Consider the following 18556-nt stretch of genomic DNA (forward strand, 5'->3'; position numbering starts at 1 on the left):
TTTGAGACACCCTTTTTGAGCATGCAGGTAATGTGTTTACGAAGAGGCTCGCGGTGCGCCCGCGGCAAGCGAGCAATCGGAGCGTACACAGAGAGAGTTTAAGGACCAAGCACACTTGGTTTTTCTTATAATGATGGACCAACACATTTCCATTGAACAGGTGATTGTCATGACGAAACCGTCCAAAATCATCGGTGGCTTTTTCTCACTTGAACTGCCGAATAAATCGGAATACCACCAGCAGGCAGTGCATCTCAACAGCGCGCGTTATGCGCTCGAGTATGTGCTGCGCGTGCGCCATTATAACAAAATATATTTGCCTGCCTATCTTTGCGACAGTGTCCTGCAACCGATCAAAAGGCTGGGCGTGACGCCTATTTTCTACCCCATTGACGCGCGGTTCGCGCCGGTGCTTGATCGGGATTCGGAGCCGGACACCTGCCTTTATTATGTAAACTATTTTGGTGTGAACGGTAAAAATGTACATGACGTCTGCCGTACAAACGACCGGGTCATCATTGACAATACGCAAGCGTTTTTTGAACGGCCAATCGCTCACGCGGACACGCTGTACTCCGCACGCAAGTTCTTTGGCGTGCCGGACGGCGGTTATTTATATACCGATGCAAAAGAGCGGATTGCGCTAGAACGTGATCCATCCTATTATCGATGCGATGCGCTCTTGAAGCAGATGGATATGGGCAGTGCTTCTGCGGAAGCGCTGTTCCAGCAAAATGAGCATTACCTGGACACATGCGGGATGCATGCGATGGCACGCACAACGCAGCGTATCCTGACAAGCATCGATTATGCCCGCGTACGTGCAGTCCGAAATGCAAATTTGCGTTTCCTGCATGAACACATTGGAAAATACAATCAATTACAAACCGATTTTCGTGACGTCAACGGTCCGCTATGCTATCCGTTTTTAATTGATCGCGGCAGTCAATTGAAGCAGGTTCTGATCGAACAAGGCATTTATACGGATGATTTCTGGGAAGAAACTGCATCGCGCATTCCCGCCGATCGTTTCGAGCATCACTTAGCCGAAAATTTGGCTGCGTTGCCCATTGATCAACGGTACGGACAGGCAGAGATGCAGGTGATCGCTCAGGTCGTCCAGAATTTTATTCGCCGGTAAACACTGCACCCTTGCAAGGGTATAAATCTTTTCCATCATTCACCACACCCGCAGCATCTCAGCAACTTTTTGCGGATCGGCACGACCGTTTTTCAGAAACACTTGCGGAAACCCGGCACCGTAGCCGCGAATATTTTCTTCTCCAAAAATAGCGGCAACTCGGCTGCACGTGCTGGCTAAACTGGCGTTGGGGTGCGCGCTGCAGAACGCGTGCAGCGCCTGACCGTACATCCAGCCCTCTGTTGCGTGCGGATCAAAATTAATGATCGAACACTTGACCTGTTCCCCGTCCATTTTCCGCCGCGCCGACAGCATGATTCGGTCAATAAAATCATCGTCTGGAAGTGAATAGCCGGCAAAAATAATATGGCGCGCATGTTCGATAGCAACACGCATATCGTTCTGAATTTCCTGAATGAATGACGGCTGCTCAGGTTTTAGTTGCGACTGCATCGCGATTGCCGTATGATGCGTCTCGGTGATCGTGCCGCAATACGTGCATTGAACCGCATCAAAAATTCCCGCCTCTATCGCCTTTTTCTCCTCGCGTGAACGCGGTTTTTGCTGAGACAGCGACGGCAAAATTTGTGGCGGAAACAGGCAGGGCGAATCGATCCGCCATTCATCGCCTAAATAAAAGGTCAGTTTGCCGCATTTCGGGCATCTGCGAAATCCGTGACAGCCATGTGGAAAATAGAATTTTCCGATTCGAACCCGCCGTCCGGTTGGATAGCGCAGGTCATTGAGCTGCTGCACGGCCGTCTCGTTCATCGGAAACCAAGCAGCAGGCGTTGCGCCGTCAACTTGACGCACCGCAATAAAATGAGCAAGATCGTTAAACAATTTCATCGGTTCGTCGTATTTGCCGATTTTCCCGGCAGCTGCCATATTTTGTTCCTTATGACTGTTAAAAATCAGCCAAAGTAAAAGCGGGTCCCAATTCATTGAAACCACAGCATAACTAAACAAGTAAAACGCGCGATCGTCGAGCGAAATCCCTTTTGCTGCGCGGCTCAGCCCTTCCTCATGCATACGCTTAGCAAGGAGCAACGTAAATTGATGGTATTGCTGATACATCAGGCGCAAGTTCTGATCATGCAGCAACTTTTGATAACCAACTGCATGAATCAGCTGCGTCAGCATCAATAATGTGCGCCTGGCAGCGATCAAGCGGTCCAGTGTGATAAACCGGTCCCCGACTTCAATGCCTTGATGCGCATGAATATGCAGATCCAGCAAATTAAAAAGGTCGTCGAGGCTAAAGTGATGCTCTGAATTTCTCGGACAGCGCTCAATCGCCAATTTGACGGCGTTCCAGTCATAGAGCATTTGCAGATGGTGCGCACGTGCCTTTGGAATGCCGAGAACTTCGCTTGCCGTTTGTTCTCCGTCCGGATCCTCAAAGTTGATCAGCTTTAGTAAAGCATCTAATTCGCGCCGCACCTGCTCCTCGGCTTCCGGCAGCGTCTGATCAATGGCCGCGCGCAAATTTTTGTTATGCTCCGCAAGCGTTTGAAAGATTTGCCCAAGCTCACTCGTTGTCTTGATGTTAAGCGGCTGTGTTGTCCCCGCACCCCAAAAAATTACGATTTTCGGCCAGTAAGGGGTATAGTTCTTAACGTTCGACATTCATCTCTTCTTCCTTCGCTCTTCGTCCAGTATTGTGCAGTTAGTTTACCCGCTTGCCGTCCAATTAACAGCAAGATTCACGTAGTCGTCGTTTATGAGGTTTGAACGTTAACGGCCAATCTTTTCAGCTCCAATAAATGAAACACGGCGTTGCAGGAAACAGTATGCAGTAAACACGTTAAACTTAAGGACACTACCTGTAAAATGAAAGGGGCGACTCGCGATGCAAGCCGTAAAAGTAACGCATTCACTGCTTAACTTGATCTTAAAAATACCGGGAATAAAAGTGAATCGTAACGATTTCTTTCAGCGTACGTTTGCAAACGAAGATAGCGAACGTTTGCTTGACGAAGGACCGCTGCGCTATTTCGGCCGAGCTGAGCTTGATCGGCGGGCAGAGCTGCTGATAAAAAACGCAACCTGGCGAAGCTCGACGATCTCGTTTGCCACCGGCATGCCTGGAGGGTTGGCGATTGCAGCAACCCTTCCCGCAGATACGACGCAGTTTTACGCAGTTGCACTCCGTCTTGCCCAAGAGCTCGGCTATCTTTATGGTCGCGAAGAGCTTTGGGACGCCTCGACAGAAAAAGGCCGTGAAACCCTGCTGCTCTACTTAGGCGCGATGCTCGGCGTCAGCGGAACTGGAGCGATGCTGCGCGTTTTATCATCAAAGCTCTCTACGCGCGTCCTTGAATGTATCCCGCAAAAGGCGCTTGAGCAAACGCTCTATTATCCGCTGATTAAAAAAGTCGCTGCATTTTTCGGAAAGAAGATCAGCAAGCGTACCTTTGCACGAGGCGTATCCAAAGCCGTGCCCATATTAGGCGGCGTCGCCTCCGGCGGGCTGACCTATGCGACCATGAAAACAATGGCGCGAAGGCTTCAAAAAGAACTTGCCCTCGGACTGAATGATACTCCAGCGACATTAGAACGCGATCTCAATCAGCTGAAGCGGCTCATCCCTCCGACCTGACGAGGATTCGCTTCATCCCTAAAGCACACCCGGGAGCGTGTCTAAAATCAAGCGCATCAGAAAAAGGCTCGCCTCCCCCAAGCGGAGTGCGAGCCTTTTCATTCATCATCTATTCAGCTAATGCGCCGATTCTGCTCTCGCATCTGACCAATCTCTGCTTCCAACTCCATCCGCCGTTCCTTCAGAGCATACAGTTCATTGGTGATCTTCTCGGTGAGTTCGACATTGCGTTTGCGCAATTGCTGATACAAGACCAGAATTCTGCGGTTCACATAGCTTAACTTAATACGCAGATCGGTCATTCTTTGCTGCCTGCGTGCTTCCGATTCTTCAAGGTAAGCAAGCAAACGTTCCTTAATCTCTTGCTGCCATTCCACATCCTTAATTTTCTTGGCGTAAAGCAGCAGATCCAAATAGTCATCGACTTTGTCGCAATTTAGATGATTCATCATGGCTGACATCCTCCTTTTCTCTCTCACTCATTGGAACAGTCAATGTAAGCAGCGCTGTTTGAGAAAACAGGACAGAGCATTCGTTTCCTCATCTCGAAAAAATGTGTTTTGTCCATATTATTACGTTAGGAGGAACTTTGTTACAATTTATAATAATTCGAAAAATAAAAGAATAATTCAATTCTATGGGCAAAGCACGACCCGCATTCATTTAATTTGTTTCATTTTAACGCGAAGGCCGTTTTCTGTCAAAAACAATGAAACTTCTTAGCCAAGTGTTTGCCCGTTTAGAGCACCCCTTGCCTCGTCATAGAGCCGAATAATTCCGATTGCATAGGGCAGCAGTTTCAATCCCTGTTCAGACAAGGAAATATATCGGCCATGGCGTACAAATAAAGACACATTTAATTCTTTTTCTAGTGTTTTGATACGCGAACTGACCGATGGCTGAGTCAGATACAGTTTTTGCGCTGCATGGTGAAATCCCTTGTGTTCTGCTACTGCAAGGAACGTTTCGAGCTGCTCAATCGTCATGATCATCAATTCCTTTATCGTCGCATCATGCTTTGCACACCTTAATTAAATTTGATCAATCCTCTTTTCCAGACCGTCTTCATGTCCACTATTATCGGGCAGAAGACCGTACGAGCTGTTTTCTTGATAGGTCTTTCTTATTCATATACGATTGAATTTCTGTTTCCTTTTTCGCACTTAAATGAGTAAACTGTATCCCATAATTAATCGCTCGGCGGCCATGCTTCGTTTCTTTGCGTTTCACGATCCCCTTGACATGGATGGGCGTTTCATCCTCTTCCGAGAAAGTGATCGCGACCAAGACTTTTTCCTTTACGGGAAAGTCAATACGGCATCTCATTTTCATCCCACCAATGCTGAGATCAAGCATTTCAGCATCGATCGATTGATTATTTAACCGCTGCAAGGGTTGTTCACCAAAATCAAGGATGCGTACGTGACATTTCTCGCCGTCGAGTTTGATTCGATAATGAGCACGCCGCTCCTTGACTGCTGTCTGGTTATAAAGTCTGCGTCTTAATTCAGTGATTACTTCATGATCACGCGTGATCACTTTGTTGTAATGACGAATACAGCAAATGATCACAATCATTAAACCAACTGCCTCAATCCCTATTCCAAGCAAAAGGTTGAGATTTTCCGCCATTTGGATTCACCTCTTCCGTCCAAAACTTAATCGGACGCGGCTTATGTATTGCAGCACCTTGTCCATACACGACACCAAGGGAACATGCAGAGTGTAAATCACGTTCATTCTCGATCCCCTTTAGGATCAGTTTTACATCAAACCGTTTGCAATAGCGGATAAGAAAACGCACATAAGCTTGTTTTTGATCGGATTGGGCTAAATCCTTCGAAAGATACAGATCGAGCTTCATATAATCAACAGCCAGATCAATCGTGCGGTAGATATTATCGCTGCCTTTTCCCATATCGTCCAATGCGATCGTAAAGCCCATTTTTTTCAATTGTTGTATGGCCGCTCTTAATTCAGAAAGATTGTCGATGGTTTCATGCGCAACAATTTCCAAAATAAGTTGTTTGGCGGGAATCGCATAGCGATGGATGATTTGAAGAAGTATTGGAACGAATCGTGGATTCATCATGGTTGACGGATAAAGAGCGACAAACAGTTTTATAGGCGGCAATAGCCTGCTTTTGCGAAAAGTCTGTACGGCCTTATCCAAAGCGCATACATCAAGTTCAAACAATTTATTTTTCTTCTTTGCCTGCTGAAATGCTTGCTCCGGATTACGAAAAAAATGCGGACGAAACAAGGCTTCTAATCCGGCAATGTCGCCATTGCTTAATTTGATAACCGGTTGATAATGATAGGAAAAGTTCTTACCTCGAAGGAGTTGAAAAAGTCTCATATTTCCATCGCCTCTTTTGATTCAAAACGGCGCCGAAATTGACAGTGGAGTACCAACACCATGAATTCTTTCTTTCGGCAGCCCGGCTGCCCTAGCGCATTGCCTTAGGCCCGTGGCTTTGCGACCTTATCTTTCAATAAGTGTGCCATTTCGATTATACTGTTGTGCATTGTTTATTTTGTCACTTTAGGACTATTGTTTCAAGGCGAAGTAACTAATTAGCCTTTATTATAAAACTTTTCTATCAGTCATCACGGAATAGGAGATGAAAAGGATACCCATCATTTGATAAGCGCGGAATCTCTCCGTCTATTTATCCGATTGGCCGCTTCACTTGATCTCTCAACCGAACCGGATCGGGAATCAGCATCTTTTAAGAAAAACTAAGCTATGCCTAGTCCTTTACCGTCACTCTGAATGCGGCTTTCATTCATCAACAATAGGCTTAAACAACATTTCCGGATCGTGCACAGGACACTTTTAGCGAAAATTCCTCTTTCATGCCACTGATCGTTATCCCACAAAGCAAAAATCATAAACGGCTTTATCTGTGAAAAAATACTTTTTTTAATCGTATTGGCACTTCGTTTCAGATACTTCTCGACACCTTTAGGGAATAGGGATTCTTCTTTTCGTACATTCAAGCCTGTAAAAATACGGCAAAAAACACGGGCGCACCCGTGTTTTGATTACGGCTTCTTCTTTTTCATTGCCTTCATCGCATTCAGAACATCTTCGGAAAGTCCGCCGTGTACGGCGTTGCTGTTCTCGTTCAGAATGGCTTCATAGATTTCACTGCGATTCACATCAATCGATCGCGGCGCTGTAATGCCAAGCTTGACTTGATCACCTGAAACAGAAACAACATTCACTTCGATGTCATCGCCGATTCGGATCGATTCGCCTTGCTTTCGGGTTAAAATAAGCATCGCTCACACCTTCTCTTCCTTAAGCGCTGCTGCGAGCGGTGTCTTTAGTGCATAGGGAGAGCGCTCAGGAATATACTGTTTCCCCAACTTTTTTCGTACATTCACAATAACCGGTGCTTTCAGATTAACGGTTGATTTTGAGAATGGTTTCGCTGCACTGACAATCACCCAAACCGCAACATCCTCTTGCGATTGAACGTCAAGCTGCTTAATGAAATGATCGGGTAGATCCACGCTGTAATCTTTAAAAAAGAGAAAAGGCGACGTCACAACGAAGGCAACCTTCGCGTCGTCTGCGGACTGCAGAATTGAAAAAGCTTCACTGAACGACTGCAGGATGAAGCGTTTGTCTTGAGCGAATCCAGGAATGCCGGATGCGAATGTGACGATGTCTGTATCATTAATTTCTGACTCGCCAAAATATTTGGTTTGTATGATCATCGACATGGTTCATCCTTTCTCATCAACAAAAATTCCCACCGCTTGAATCTCAAGCGACGGGTACTGAGCCATCGAAGTCACGGCTTGTCCCGGCTGAAAGGAGGCTTCTGGGGCGTGTGGAACAGCCGATAGGATCGGTGCATGCGTCTGCCAGTCCACCTGAAGGCGTGCAGGTGAAACTTCATAATGAACGGCTTCGGATGCCGGGGTATTGCCGGTTTGATAATGGGTACCGATCACCGCGGTATGGGCACGATCTGCCGCTTGTTTGGCGATCAGATTTTTCCCCTTGCTGCGTTCAATATGCAGCAATTCGTCTCCCTCTTGTGCCCGGCGTACAATCCCATCACGGATGGCTTGAAGTCCGGCATCCGCAGCCTCCGCGATTCGAACCCGAGCCGATTTCAGGTCAAGATTATGCCAGCCATTGGATTGATCGATACTGACTTTGGCAGGCGTCCGTTCGAGCGACATCGTCGCTTTGGGCTGCTGAATCGACTGTTCTGCCGGCGACTGATGAAGGGCGAGGTTTGCCCTTTCAGAGTGAATCGCAATCTTGCCAAACTGCTGGTGCATTTCAAGATGTGGGAGAATTTTCGTCATGTTCATCCCTCTTTTTCATGCAAACGATCAGCGCAGAAAATCAACGAGCGATGTTTGAATAATCTTCGCACCAACAGATAGCGAAGCATTATAAACATTCTGCTGAGTATTTAAATTAATGATGGTTTCTGCGTAATCTGCATCTTCATTGGTGGACATAATTTTCGTCGCAACCGTCTTTTGCTCATTCAGGCGATTTTGAATCAAGTCAATCCGATTCGTTTTCGCACCTAAATCTGCCTGCGCCGTGCCAACTTGCTCCAAATGGGTATCGATTTCCGTGAGGTGTGCGCTGATTGTTTCACCTGATGCACCATTGTTCAGATCGTCTTTTAACTGGTTGAGATTTGCAAAAAGATCGCTCGTAAAAACTTGGTTCGGATTCACATTAATCGCCATTTGAATGCCGTCATTGACCGCAACCGAGAAGTCCGGATTATCTATAGCATCATCATTTATTTGAACATTTCCGTCGTTAAGGGTTAGCAATGGGTTTGCCGAATCGCTGCCGCTGAAAATGTACTGACCGCCAACTTGCGTATTGCCGAGCGTGACCAACTGGGTGGTCAGTTGATCGACTTCGGTACCGATCGCTTTGCGCTGATCAGCGGTGTACGTATCCGTACTGGCTTCATTGGTTAACTCGCGAATGCGATTGAGCACATCGTTCACTTGCTGCAAGGTGTCATCCGAACTGTCGAGCCATTTATAAGCGTTGGTGACATTCTTCTGATACTGATTGACGTGGCTGACATCGGTACGGTAGGCAATGCCCATCGTGGCAACGACCGGATCTTGAGATGGCCGTGTAATCTTTTTGCCGGATGACAGCTGGTCGTTGTATTCTGAAACTTTACTGTAGCCGTTCGAAATATTTCGCAATACTTGATTGGTCATCATGCCTTGGGTCACACGCATGGTTCATCAGCCTCCCATCTTATTGATTAATGTATCGAGTAAGGTATCTAAAGTCGTGACAACCTTTGCGGCTGCACCATAGGAATGTTGGAACTGAATCAGATTGGTCAGTTCCTCATCCAGCGACACGCCGCTGATCGAGGAGCGGCGATTTTGCGCCGCATCCAGCATCGTCTGCGTATTGCTCGTGAATTGGTTTGCCGATTGCGCATTGACACCGATTTGTCCGACTAGACTTTGCAAATAACTTTTCAATGTGACGGATTCGCCGTCGGGGTCTATGGTATATGTATTGGTTGCAATCACATCGGCCAGTGCTTGTGCGCCGCTGTTGTCTCCGCTCGGCTGACCTGCATTGGCCGCCGTAATGTCGGTGCCGGAGAGGGCTTCATTCACGTGAATGGTTTTCGCTGTGAACGCTCCCGTTTCCGTTCCATCGTTTGTGCCGAGGAAGAACGTACCCTTACCTGAGTCATAACCGGCCGTCTGTTCATAAACAGCATTGAATGCATCAGCCAGTTTACTTGCCATGTTGTCCAGACTCTGCAATACACTTGGGTAATCTTTAGTGTAGGCATCAATCAGCCCTTGCAGTTTCCCCGCGAAACCATCAACTGCATCACCGTCAAGCGCAACTGTCACATGAGGCTGCGACGAATCAGCATTTGTAATCGAAGCGTTAAGCGTCGAATCGGTCAGCGTTTCGCCATTGACCAACGTTCCGAGCGTATTCCCGTTTGCATCGGCAAGTTCAATTGTATATCTTCCTTCGGCAAGCGGAGACGGATTGCCGTCACTCTTAACTTTTGATACTTTTATGTTCGCTAATTGGGCGAGTTTGTCGGTCAGCAAATCGCGCTCATCATAGAGATCGTTGGCCAGAAAACCATTGGCCTCCTGTTTGTTAATTTGTTGATTCAGCGCATTAATCTGATCTGCGTAATTATTGATCAGGCCGACATTTTCGGTAATCTGCTGATTCAGATTGTCTTGCACCTTGCCCAAAGAAACGGCCAAATAGTTAAAGGTATCGGCAACGGCCGCTCCCTTTTGCAACACGACTGTACCTGTGCCGCTTGTTCCTGAGTTGCTGGCCAAATCCTGCAGTGATTGCCAGAATCCGTCCAATCCCGTGGAAAGGCCGGAGTCCGTTGGTTCATTCATAATATCTTCCATCTGGCTGTATGCATCGCTCAATGCGCTCCAGTAGCCGTTTTGGTTGCCGTTATCACGCACCTGAAGATCAACAAATTGGTCGCGGATACGAACAACCGCTTCATCATTTACCCCGGTACCAATCTGTCCTGCGCCTCTAGCGGCATTAATCCCGGTACCCGGATAGGGAAGCCAAGTGGTCAAATTAACCCTTTGGCGCGAGAAACCGTCTGTATTCGCATTTGAGATATTATGTCCTGTTGTTTGAATTGCTGATTGTGTGACTTGCAACGCGCGCTGCATCATGTTTAAGCTCGAGAAAATCGGAATCACCGCCGCACACCTCCGCTTTCATTATGTTCGAGAATCAATCCGTCCACTGATTGCAGACGTCGGTGTTTGTCCGACTCTTGGATTGTGATAATTGTTCAATGTATGTGTTTTCGGCTTCAATAAGCCGAGATTTAAATTTACCCACAAAAGTGAATCACGCAAGAGCGTTTGATTCAAGGTATTGGCTTGTTTTAGCGCATAGACCCGGCTTGCCAGTTCCAAGTACAGCTTTTCCCATTCGTCACGCTGCTCTTCGGGAAGGATGGCTGCCGCCCACTCGGAAAAAGATGCCTGTTCCGATTCAGGTCCAAGGTCCTCGCGCATAATCTTTACCCGCTGCGCTTCAAAACGACTTAATGCTTCGACAAGCGGCGTTTCCTTTTCGGTGATGTTGCCGACCGCCTTGGCGTTTCCAGCTTTAATGGCGTCTCTTTTTTGCTCGGCCGTTTTGTAAAGTGCATCGTGGCATTGAATCATCGCTGCAAGAACCTGCTTCATTTGATTCACAGACATGTCGGTTCACTCCCTATTGCCGCAGCTTATTTATTGTTCCAGAATCCGTACATTTTCTCAGCAATACTTTTTGACGAGACTTGATACGTGCCGTTTTCGATTTGCTGTTTTAAGCGCTCTACCTTTTCTTGTCTGGCGCGCTCCAGTTTATCTGTGCCCTGTAATCGTTTTGCGGTTGGCGATATTTCAACTTTATCACTGGTATTACGCGTTTTACTTGGCGTTTCGCCGCGTTTTGCCGCCTGATAATTAGTCGTGTAATTTTGTATCGGCTGGTAGCGATTAATTTTCAACGGGTTCACCTCATCCCAGCATCATTTTTACTTATATTGTTTCCCTATTTTATATCGGTTAAGACGTAAAATTCTTTAGTTGTGCCTCGACTCACCACGTGTATAGTAGGTCTTGACTCGATTCGCCTTAAGCGCCGCATCGTGTTCATCGTCATCCTGATCAATGTCATGTTCCAGTTTCTTGAGGCAGTCATCGCAAAGCACACCGTTTTGAATCATTTTCCCGCACGAGCGGCATGGGTAGCCCAGGTTTTGAAAGATCGATGGTTTCAATCTGCCCTCGCGAATCCATTGATAAATCAAATTCACCGCTACATCCGTTGCTTCGTGAACTTGGGAAACCGTCGCCATTCGATGCTCCTGCTGGCGAATATAGCGGTAAACCTGTTCAAACTGCGCTTCCTGTTTTTTGAGACATGCCGGACAATAAGGAGAAGATACGCGGACGAACAGTTTTCCGCATCCTTTACAATTTTCCAGTTCAGCCACTGTAATTCCTCCTAATTGATCTTTACCTTCATTTTATTATCGGCAAAAATGCGTCATCCTTTAGCCAATTGATCGACTGCTCCTGCAAACAATCGATCCCGCATAGAACGGTCGTTTATGATGGATAATAAACGCGTACCCGCAAGCGCCTCAACCTTTCTGTTCTAAAGCATTTTTTATGCAAAGGAGATGGCTTGATGCAGGTGTTTCGAACTCATGGACTGCGTTTGTTTTTTATGTTTAGTGTCGCATGTGCTGTCCTGTTTGTCACGCTTCATTTACCAGCGCACGAGACAAAGAAAAAAGAATACGCGGTAACAAATGCAGCGTACAAAACGCCTCAACACGAAAACCATGCTGCGCGGGAAAAATCCGTTCTTATTCATGCACCGCATATTCGTCAAAATCCGGAGTTGCCGCGCGGCTGTGAAGTAACTTCGCTCGCAATGCTGCTGCAGCAAGCGGGGGTATCTGTAGATAAAATGGAACTTGCTCGGAACATTCATCACGTACCCTACCGGCAAAACCAGCGATTCGGAAATCCCCATGAAGGCTTTGTCGGGAGTATGGAGCATCTTCATGAACATGGGTACGGCGTTTACCATGAGCCCTTAGCTCGACTCGGGCGCGATTATCTTCCAGAGGCAGTCGTTGATTTAAGCGGAAAATCCTTCGATGATGCAGTACTTGCTCAACTTCAGAAAGGAAAACCGGTTCTTGTGATTACCAATGCACATTTCCGTCCATTGTCCGAGCACGCCTTTCAGTATTGGCGCACCGACGCGGGTACAGTTAAAATCACCTATCAGGAACACGCGGTGTTGGTGACCGGTTATGATCAAACCCATATCGTCTTCAACGATCCGCTTGGAAAAAAGAATACCGCAGCCGATCGCAAGGCGTTCATTAAGTCTTGGGAACAAATGGGCAGACAAGCGATCAGCGTCCGGCATTCAGCATAATCTTCCATTGAATTGGGTTGCCGTTTTCAATCGGTCAACCCTTTTTTTCATCCATGAATTAAGGTCAGGGAACGAATGGAATGCGGTCTTGCAGTTGCAAGTGCTTCTGAGGCAAGCCGCATCGTGGCGCCCGTCGTGTAGATGTCATCGATCAGCAGAATTTTATGACCCGAAAGGCGAACTGCGGCCTTCTCGTTTAATCGAAAGGGGGTCGCGCGCAAACGCATGCGCTCTGCTCTGCTTTTCTTGCTCTGTTTTGCCTCATCCCTGACGCGTACGAGCGCCTGAACAATCGGCGCACCGATCTGCCGAGCAAGAACATCCGCTTGATTAAACCCTCGTTCCAAAAGGCGCTCCGAACTTAGTGGTACCGGTACTAACAGAAAGGACGGTTTTCTTTTAAAAATGCCCGACTGCTCCCGCTCGCAATGCCGATAAGCACGCTTCAACTCAACCGCAAATCCATCAGCCAAACGGACATCACCACGAAATTTAAATTGATTGATCATCTCTTTAAGGAACGGATTATAGTGATAAATCGCCCGATTGCTGACGTACAGGCCATTTCGTCCGCTTCTCGCCCACTTCACGCAGTCGCTGCATCGATTTTCAACAACCCGATCCCGATTAAGGCGTGACAAGTCGCGCCCGCATAAGCAGCAGCAATGCCGCGCATCGATCGGAATCAGCTGCTCCCGACAGGAAAGACAAAATCCCGGTGCATAGTCAGGAGAAAATAAATTGTGAAACGAAAGCGGATCGCCGCGCATTTCACCACAAAAAAGACAGCGTTCCATCAGCGGCCGCCTTCCTGATTCATCTGCACCATATGCCGAACGGCGTGTACCATGGACAGCGTCTTTCCATTGTGAAAAAAGATCACGTCGCCATTTGGATGTGCTGCAGAACGGCCCACGCGACCGGATATCTGCACAAGCGCCGCTTCGTCAAAAACCGGATCATCCGCACCAACCACACCTACCTGCACATTTGCGATGGTGACGCCGCGTTCCAAAATCGTTGTTGTGACCAATAGGCGCAGTTTGCCGGCGCGAAAGTCAGCGACTTTTTGGTGCCGCAATGGATCCCCTGAATGCACACCGGCGCTGCGACTGAATCCGTTTCTCTGCAGAAGTTCGGTTAGAGCGGCAGCAGCGCTCACCGAAGGAACGAAAACGAAGACTTGCTGCTGCGCCTCCATCTTATTCTTCAACCATTCCTGCAGCACGCCGGGCAGTTTGCCTCGTTGCACCAGTTTCTGCCATGCACCGATCCAGCGAAAGCTGGGAATGGGGAGCGGATGCCCGTGATAGCGGCGTGCTAGTTTTCTGCCCTTGAGCTTGCCGGATAGGAAACGATTTTTCAATGCTGAAGGAGGGGTTGCCGACAGGTAAGCAAACGGCGTTCCAGGTTTTGCCGCCTTGCGCACGGCATACTCCAGCATCGGATCAAAGTGAAAAGGAAAAGCATCCACTTCATCAATCAACACACAGTCAAAGCGATCTGCATAGCGGATCAGCTGATGTGCTGTTGAAATGACCAGCGGCGCATGCAAGTCCTCTTCCTCACTACCGCCGTAGAGCCCGCTGATCGGAACCTCGGGAAAGGCGTCACGAAGTCGGGGCAAAAGTTCGCGGACAACATCTGTGCGCGGCGTTGCCAGCGTGACATGATGCCCTTGCCGGAGCTGCCAGTCGATTGCCGGGTACATAATTTCCGTTTTTCCTGAACCGGTCACTGCCCACAGGAGAAATGATTCACGGGCAGCGAGCGTACGCTTCATCGCTGTCGCCGCAGCCTGCTGTTCATTGGATAAGACGCCCTCCCATTTGCAGAGCGGTCGTCCATCGAGAAAAGCCTGGTCAACTCTCGGTTCAGGGCCTTGCCAAGTCACCAGCTGCGTGCAAGAGCGGATAATCCCCATATTCAGACAATGGCGGCAATAGGCACACTTTTTCCCGCAGCGCGCGCAGCTGCAAAAGGCAAATGCTTCTTGATCGCGGTTACCGCAGCGGGCGCACAGCCATTTTTTACGGATACTCAGCAAATCAAAAATGGTTTCGTTCAATGGTATAATCCCCGGACGGATCGCTATAAATCCATTTTTCACATGGGCACGAATGAGTTTTTCAGAAAACGGGAGATCCTCAGCACGACATTCACGGCCAAAGAGAAAATGCTGCACATCGGCGTGGTAGTGTGGGGCTTGGTCAAGATGACGAGAGAGTAGGAGCATAGGAAAACCTTCTTTCGGAGAATAAATGAGGATGCTGCATGGATGAGAGACAGACGGCGGTGCGTGGGTCAAAAAGTGGGGAACTTCACTCTGATCTATATACTACATGTTCGACAAAACCGGACAAAACCCTTTATCATTTCATTATTTTCTTCTAAAATTTTGCCGCGGGCTAGTCAAAAGTCCTTTAACTGAAAAAGAGAGTGTCTCAACAGTTGAGACACTCTCTCGATTCTCGATCAATAGATTTTTACCCAGCCGTTTTTGATTGCTTCGACGACGGCTTGGGTTCGGTCTTCGACACCCATCTTCTGAAGGATATTGCTGACATGATTCTTAACCGTCTTTTCACTGATGTAAAGATGCTCACCGATTGCTCGGTTACTTTTTCCATCGGCCATCAACTGCAGGACTTCACATTCACGATGGGTGAGAATATGCAACGGCGGACGGTACTCCAAATCTCTGAATCCTGAAGGTTCTGAGGAATAGCCGCGCGTTGCCAAACGTCTGAATTCATTCACAAGATTATGGGTTACTTTCGGATGAATATAAGCGCCGCCTTGTGCCACAATACGCACGGCTTCAATCATTGAATCCGCATCCATTTCTTTAAGCAGATAACCGAGTGCCCCGGACTTCAGCACATGCGTGACATAGCTTTCATCATCATGGATCGATAGAATGATGACTTTTAAATCAGGATGATTGCGAATCAGCTGCCGCGTTGCTTCGACACCGTTCAGTTTCGGCATGTTAATATCCATCAAAACCACATCAGGCTCTGCTTTCTCAATCAATTGCTCAGCCGTAACTCCGTCATCACCCTCGGCAACGACCTCAAAATCGCTTTCCATATCAAGTATTCGCTTAACGCCTTCACGAAAAAGGCGGTGATCATCAATTAATGCAATCGTTGTTACCTTTGGTCGCACATTCGTCATGTTTCATTCTGTTGCAAAACAAACGGCATACTTGCCGCTTATCCCTGGCTGCAGCAGTTTTTCACCTCTCTTTTTTACCTCTCCGCGAATGAACTACGGGACTGTACTCATTCGTTGATCTTGTTAATTGAGCTCGTCTTCCTTCTGTAAGGGTATATGAATCAGTACTTTGGTCCCTTTTCCGGCTTTTGAATGAATGATGAGCTCTCCATTCAATAGTTCAGCACGTTCCCTCATTCCGATCAGTCCATAACTCCCTTCTTTGGATTCGGACTGATCAAAGCCAATACCATCGTCGGTAACCAAAATGAGGACCTTGTCTGATCTGTATTCGATCCTTATATTAATTTGTGTCGGCTTTGCATGGGCGCAAGCATTTTGAACCGACTCTTGTATCAATCGGAATAGCGCGGCTTCGATTTTCGACTGAAGCCTCTTTTCCTTCCCAAGCGTCTCAAAGTGAATCGCAATCGATGGAAAATCTCCGCTTACGCGATGCATGTACTTTTGCAGTGTTGGTACAAGTCCTAAATCATCGAGACTCATCGGCCGCAGATCATAAATAATTCTGCGCACTTCGCCCAGCGCCCCTTGTACCATCACCCGATACTTCTGTAATTCTGCCTGTGATGCAGCCATTCCTTCTTTTTTTCCGACGCGGTCAACCACATCGAGACCAAGCAGTACTTGTGCCAGCGTTTGGGCAGGTCCATCGTGAATCTCACGTGCAAGTCTTTTTCTCTCTTCTTCAAGCGCTTCAATCATTTGAAGTCCAAACGCTCGCTGCTCCCGTGCACTGGCGACCACTTTACCTACTTGCTTCAAATCACTCGTTAAATAATTCAGTACAACCGTAACTCGTCCAATCAAGGCATCGGCCTTCTCGATGGTGGCCGATAATTGAATCAGCCGACGTTCGATTTCATTACGCCTGTGCTTCATCTGTCGTTCCATTTCTCGAACGATCGTCAATTGGTTCTGAATGGTATTTGCCGTTTCATAGGCGCTGCGGATGTCTGCTTCTCCGAACTGATTAAAAGCACTGCTGATCTCTGCTAAATGATTTCTCGACTTTCGTGATCCAACTTCGAGTGCGTCGCTTCGTTCAATAATCCCTTTAAGCTCTTTTTTTACAAGGTGGAGTTCTTTAACCAGCGCATCATGCTCTCTGCGGGACTCTTCACTAATCTCAAAGATTTGAGATTTGCTGTCGCTGACATTTTCAATCATACTATTAATAATATGATCCAAATGTGCTGCATCAAGTACATCGTTTATTGGTTTGCTGGTTGACATAATTTGCCTCCATAATAAATGTATCGGAACAGGCGCCGAACCGCTAGCCACAAAATGCCTATCTATGTATAGGTAAATCGTACTATTTCTTCATACGGCATCAACCAAATATTGGTGTAGCAAGAACGTTGCAGGCGCAAGAGGTGCGAAACCCTGCGGATCGGGGTTGCCTGTCCCATCTACGAGTACCTATACCCATTGTTTCTTAAATTGAATCGGTTGACAAGTGCAAATGTTACCATGGATATAGAGTGATAGAGATCCACGTAAACGAAATAATTTTCAAGGTACGGTCGCAATACTGTCAACATTTGTCGAATTAAGGAGTGGGGGGAAAGCTTGCTTATCTCCCTCTCTTTTCATACGGCGAGCCCACTTCTATTTTCGGTACTGATCCTGAGCTTTTCAAGATATATGCTTATGCTGAAAAAGTTGTGCAACCCGGCGAGTAAGCCGCGAGAAAGGAGTCCATTTATGACTTTGGACACATACATTACCGTTCGAAAAGACGCACAGGCTGAAATGGAAATCAAACGCTCTCGATTCATCAGTGCCGTATTCGCGGTGAAAACGGAGGAAGAGGCTGAAGTATACATTCAACGTGTGCGCAAGCAACACTGGAAAGCAACTCATCATTGCTTTGCCTATACCATAGGAAAGAAGCAAGAAATCCAAAAAGCAGGCGATGACGGAGAACCAAGCGGTACTGCCGGTGTTCCGATGCTTGATGTGTTAAAAAAACGCGGCGTTTGCAATGTTCTTGTTATCGTGACCCGTTATTTCGGCGGAATCAAGCTCGGCGCCGGCGGTTTGATACGTGCTTATGCGCATGCAGCAAGTCATGGACTTAACGCTGCAGAAGTCATCCGCCAAGTCCCTGCGGATGAATGGTCAGTAACCGTTGACTATCATCTCAGCGGTACGTTAGAAAACAAACTGCACGGATCCATCTATCCTTTGAAAGATGTCCGCTACAGCGACAAGGTCACCTTTATCCTTTATTCAAACCAATCGGACTCAGAGGCATTTGTTGATTGGATTACCGAACTGACAAGTGCCAAGGCTGTAACGCAGAAAATGAGAGAATGCTATGTCCAAGAGCCAGTCCCAAATCCTGGGGAACAGCTTGATGATTCCTTATAAGTCATTCGTAAAAAACACGATCAACAGACGTGTTCCTAAATGCTCTGCTCAGCTTCTGCGAAATTTGCCGAAAAAGTTCAAATTTTTAATTGCTGGAAACAGCCGGCTTCGGTAAAATAAAGCTATTGTAATCACGCCGATTTGCGAACTGAACGTATTTTTTACGTTGCTCATATCTGTGAAACCTAGTACTTGAAGG

At 47.3% G+C, this 18556-nt stretch carries 21 protein-coding genes and 1 riboswitch; of the genes, 4 read left to right on the forward strand and 17 right to left on the reverse strand.

Going from position 1 to position 18556, the window contains the following annotated elements; all coding sequences use genetic code 11:
- Window positions 1-130: 130 nt before the first annotated feature.
- Window positions 131-1141 carry a hypothetical protein gene (locus tag AA84_RS0114145; protein WP_223362458.1) on the forward strand — a complete coding sequence of 337 codons (1011 nt, stop codon included), beginning with the start codon at window positions 131-133 and terminating at the stop codon, window positions 1139-1141.
- Between the two features lie 39 nt (window positions 1142-1180).
- Here AA84_RS0114145 and AA84_RS0114150 read toward each other — a convergent pair whose 3' ends face one another.
- Window positions 1181-2770: a hypothetical protein gene (locus AA84_RS0114150; RefSeq protein ID WP_028977743.1), complete on the reverse strand. Its 1590-nt coding sequence runs from the start codon at window positions 2768-2770 to the stop codon at window positions 1181-1183.
- Window positions 2771-2993: 223 nt separating this feature from the next.
- Between AA84_RS0114150 and AA84_RS18025 the strand changes: the two genes are divergently transcribed.
- Complete coding sequence (locus AA84_RS18025) at window positions 2994-3743, forward strand: hypothetical protein (protein ID WP_037563834.1); 750 nt, start codon at window positions 2994-2996, stop codon at window positions 3741-3743.
- Between the two features lie 113 nt (window positions 3744-3856).
- Here AA84_RS18025 and AA84_RS0114160 read toward each other — a convergent pair whose 3' ends face one another.
- From AA84_RS0114160 to AA84_RS0114215, 12 genes are all read right to left on the reverse strand, one after another.
- Window positions 3857-4195 carry a hypothetical protein gene (locus AA84_RS0114160; protein ID WP_028977744.1) on the reverse strand — a complete coding sequence of 113 codons (339 nt, stop codon included), beginning with the start codon at window positions 4193-4195 and terminating at the stop codon, window positions 3857-3859.
- A 267-nt stretch (window positions 4196-4462) separates the two neighbouring features.
- On the reverse strand, window positions 4463-4729 hold the full coding sequence (locus AA84_RS0114165) for a LysR family transcriptional regulator (RefSeq protein WP_028977745.1): 267 nt from the start codon (window positions 4727-4729) through the stop codon (window positions 4463-4465).
- A 91-nt stretch (window positions 4730-4820) separates the two neighbouring features.
- Window positions 4821-5375, reverse strand: a complete 555-nt coding sequence (locus AA84_RS18030; RefSeq protein WP_051575358.1) for a PilZ domain-containing protein — start codon at window positions 5373-5375, stop codon at window positions 4821-4823.
- Window positions 5335-6102, reverse strand: coding sequence for an EAL domain-containing protein (locus AA84_RS0114175; protein WP_028977746.1), 768 nt, complete (start codon window positions 6100-6102; stop codon window positions 5335-5337). The genes AA84_RS18030 and AA84_RS0114175 overlap by 41 nt, the downstream gene beginning before the upstream one ends.
- A 73-nt stretch (window positions 6103-6175) precedes the next feature.
- Window positions 6176-6259, reverse strand: a riboswitch (cyclic di-GMP riboswitch).
- Between the two features lie 532 nt (window positions 6260-6791).
- Entirely contained in the window at window positions 6792-7031 is a 240-nt protein-coding gene (gene csrA / locus AA84_RS0114180) for a carbon storage regulator CsrA (RefSeq protein ID WP_028977747.1), read from the reverse strand.
- A gap of 3 nt (window positions 7032-7034) precedes the next feature.
- The gene (gene fliW / locus AA84_RS0114185; RefSeq protein ID WP_028977748.1) at window positions 7035-7472 is read right to left on the reverse strand and encodes a flagellar assembly protein FliW; all 438 of its coding nucleotides are present in this window, start codon (window positions 7470-7472) and stop codon (window positions 7035-7037) included.
- A gap of 9 nt (window positions 7473-7481) precedes the next feature.
- Window positions 7482-8075 carry a DUF6470 family protein gene (locus AA84_RS0114190; protein WP_028977749.1) on the reverse strand — a complete coding sequence of 198 codons (594 nt, stop codon included), beginning with the start codon at window positions 8073-8075 and terminating at the stop codon, window positions 7482-7484.
- A gap of 27 nt (window positions 8076-8102) precedes the next feature.
- Entirely contained in the window at window positions 8103-8993 is an 891-nt protein-coding gene (flgL, locus tag AA84_RS0114195; protein WP_028977750.1) for a flagellar hook-associated protein FlgL, read from the reverse strand.
- A gap of 6 nt (window positions 8994-8999) precedes the next feature.
- Window positions 9000-10481 carry a flagellar hook-associated protein FlgK gene (gene flgK / locus AA84_RS0114200; RefSeq protein WP_028977751.1) on the reverse strand — a complete coding sequence of 494 codons (1482 nt, stop codon included), beginning with the start codon at window positions 10479-10481 and terminating at the stop codon, window positions 9000-9002.
- Between the two features lie 21 nt (window positions 10482-10502).
- A complete protein-coding gene (locus tag AA84_RS0114205) occupies window positions 10503-10994 on the reverse strand; it encodes a flagellar protein FlgN (protein WP_028977752.1) in 492 nt (163 codons plus the stop codon).
- Window positions 10995-11020: 26 nt separating this feature from the next.
- Window positions 11021-11287, reverse strand: a complete 267-nt coding sequence (flgM, locus tag AA84_RS0114210) for a flagellar biosynthesis anti-sigma factor FlgM (protein ID WP_028977753.1) — start codon at window positions 11285-11287, stop codon at window positions 11021-11023.
- 75 nt (window positions 11288-11362) lie between these two features.
- Window positions 11363-11776, reverse strand: coding sequence for a TIGR03826 family flagellar region protein (locus AA84_RS0114215; RefSeq protein ID WP_028977754.1), 414 nt, complete (start codon window positions 11774-11776; stop codon window positions 11363-11365).
- A gap of 197 nt (window positions 11777-11973) precedes the next feature.
- Between AA84_RS0114215 and AA84_RS18035 the strand changes: the two genes are divergently transcribed.
- Window positions 11974-12738, forward strand: coding sequence for a C39 family peptidase (locus tag AA84_RS18035; RefSeq protein WP_037563836.1), 765 nt, complete (start codon window positions 11974-11976; stop codon window positions 12736-12738).
- Between the two features lie 47 nt (window positions 12739-12785).
- Here AA84_RS18035 and AA84_RS0114225 read toward each other — a convergent pair whose 3' ends face one another.
- The 4 genes from AA84_RS0114225 to AA84_RS0114240 form a co-directional block, all read right to left on the reverse strand.
- Window positions 12786-13535, reverse strand: coding sequence for a ComF family protein (locus tag AA84_RS0114225; protein WP_037563838.1), 750 nt, complete (start codon window positions 13533-13535; stop codon window positions 12786-12788).
- Entirely contained in the window at window positions 13535-14974 is a 1440-nt protein-coding gene (locus AA84_RS0114230) for an ATP-dependent helicase ComFA (RefSeq protein ID WP_051578061.1), read from the reverse strand. The genes AA84_RS0114225 and AA84_RS0114230 overlap by 1 nt, the downstream gene beginning before the upstream one ends.
- A gap of 239 nt (window positions 14975-15213) precedes the next feature.
- The gene (locus AA84_RS0114235; protein WP_028977757.1) at window positions 15214-15918 is read right to left on the reverse strand and encodes a response regulator; all 705 of its coding nucleotides are present in this window, start codon (window positions 15916-15918) and stop codon (window positions 15214-15216) included.
- A 123-nt stretch (window positions 15919-16041) separates the two neighbouring features.
- Window positions 16042-17214 (reverse strand): sensor histidine kinase, encoded by a 1173-nt coding sequence (locus tag AA84_RS0114240; protein ID WP_028977758.1) that lies wholly within the window; start codon window positions 17212-17214, stop codon window positions 16042-16044.
- Window positions 17215-17688: 474 nt separating this feature from the next.
- On the opposite strand from AA84_RS0114240, the gene AA84_RS0114245 reads away from it, so the two are divergent.
- The gene (locus AA84_RS0114245) at window positions 17689-18357 is read left to right on the forward strand and encodes a YigZ family protein (RefSeq protein ID WP_028977759.1); all 669 of its coding nucleotides are present in this window, start codon (window positions 17689-17691) and stop codon (window positions 18355-18357) included.
- The last annotated feature ends 199 nt before the right edge of the window (window positions 18358-18556 follow it).

The sequence above is a fragment of the Sporolactobacillus terrae DSM 11697 genome, from assembly GCF_000648615.1.
GTDB lineage: Bacteria > Bacillota > Bacilli > Bacillales > Sporolactobacillaceae > Sporolactobacillus > Sporolactobacillus terrae.

Excerpts from the sequence above, each read along its gene's own strand:
- AA84_RS0114225 (WP_037563838.1), bottom strand. The coding sequence starts at position 13,535 with ATGGAACGCTGTCTTTTTTGTGGTGAAATGCGCGGCGATCCGCTTTCG.
- AA84_RS18030 (WP_051575358.1), bottom strand. The coding sequence starts at position 5,375 with ATGGCGGAAAATCTCAACCTTTTGCTTGGAATAGGGATTGAGGCAGTT.
- AA84_RS0114160 (WP_028977744.1), bottom strand. The coding sequence starts at position 4,195 with ATGATGAATCATCTAAATTGCGACAAAGTCGATGACTATTTGGATCTG.
- AA84_RS0114150 (WP_028977743.1), bottom strand. The coding sequence starts at position 2,770 with ATGTCGAACGTTAAGAACTATACCCCTTACTGGCCGAAAATCGTAATT.
- AA84_RS18035 (WP_037563836.1), top strand. The coding sequence starts at position 11,974 with ATGCAGGTGTTTCGAACTCATGGACTGCGTTTGTTTTTTATGTTTAGT.
- AA84_RS0114175 (WP_028977746.1), bottom strand. The coding sequence starts at position 6,102 with ATGAGACTTTTTCAACTCCTTCGAGGTAAGAACTTTTCCTATCATTAT.
- AA84_RS0114245 (WP_028977759.1), top strand. The coding sequence starts at position 17,689 with ATGACTTTGGACACATACATTACCGTTCGAAAAGACGCACAGGCTGAA.
- AA84_RS18025 (WP_037563834.1), top strand. The coding sequence starts at position 2,994 with ATGCAAGCCGTAAAAGTAACGCATTCACTGCTTAACTTGATCTTAAAA.
- AA84_RS0114145 (WP_223362458.1), top strand. The coding sequence starts at position 131 with ATGATGGACCAACACATTTCCATTGAACAGGTGATTGTCATGACGAAA.
- AA84_RS0114190 (WP_028977749.1), bottom strand. The coding sequence starts at position 8,075 with ATGACGAAAATTCTCCCACATCTTGAAATGCACCAGCAGTTTGGCAAG.
- AA84_RS0114205 (WP_028977752.1), bottom strand. The coding sequence starts at position 10,994 with ATGTCTGTGAATCAAATGAAGCAGGTTCTTGCAGCGATGATTCAATGC.
- AA84_RS0114235 (WP_028977757.1), bottom strand. The coding sequence starts at position 15,918 with ATGACGAATGTGCGACCAAAGGTAACAACGATTGCATTAATTGATGAT.
- AA84_RS0114240 (WP_028977758.1), bottom strand. The coding sequence starts at position 17,214 with ATGTCAACCAGCAAACCAATAAACGATGTACTTGATGCAGCACATTTG.
- csrA (WP_028977747.1), bottom strand. The coding sequence starts at position 7,031 with ATGCTTATTTTAACCCGAAAGCAAGGCGAATCGATCCGAATCGGCGAT.
- fliW (WP_028977748.1), bottom strand. The coding sequence starts at position 7,472 with ATGATCATACAAACCAAATATTTTGGCGAGTCAGAAATTAATGATACA.
- flgL (WP_028977750.1), bottom strand. The coding sequence starts at position 8,993 with ATGCGTGTGACCCAAGGCATGATGACCAATCAAGTATTGCGAAATATT.
- AA84_RS0114165 (WP_028977745.1), bottom strand. The coding sequence starts at position 4,729 with ATGACGATTGAGCAGCTCGAAACGTTCCTTGCAGTAGCAGAACACAAG.
- AA84_RS0114230 (WP_051578061.1), bottom strand. The coding sequence starts at position 14,974 with ATGCTCCTACTCTCTCGTCATCTTGACCAAGCCCCACACTACCACGCC.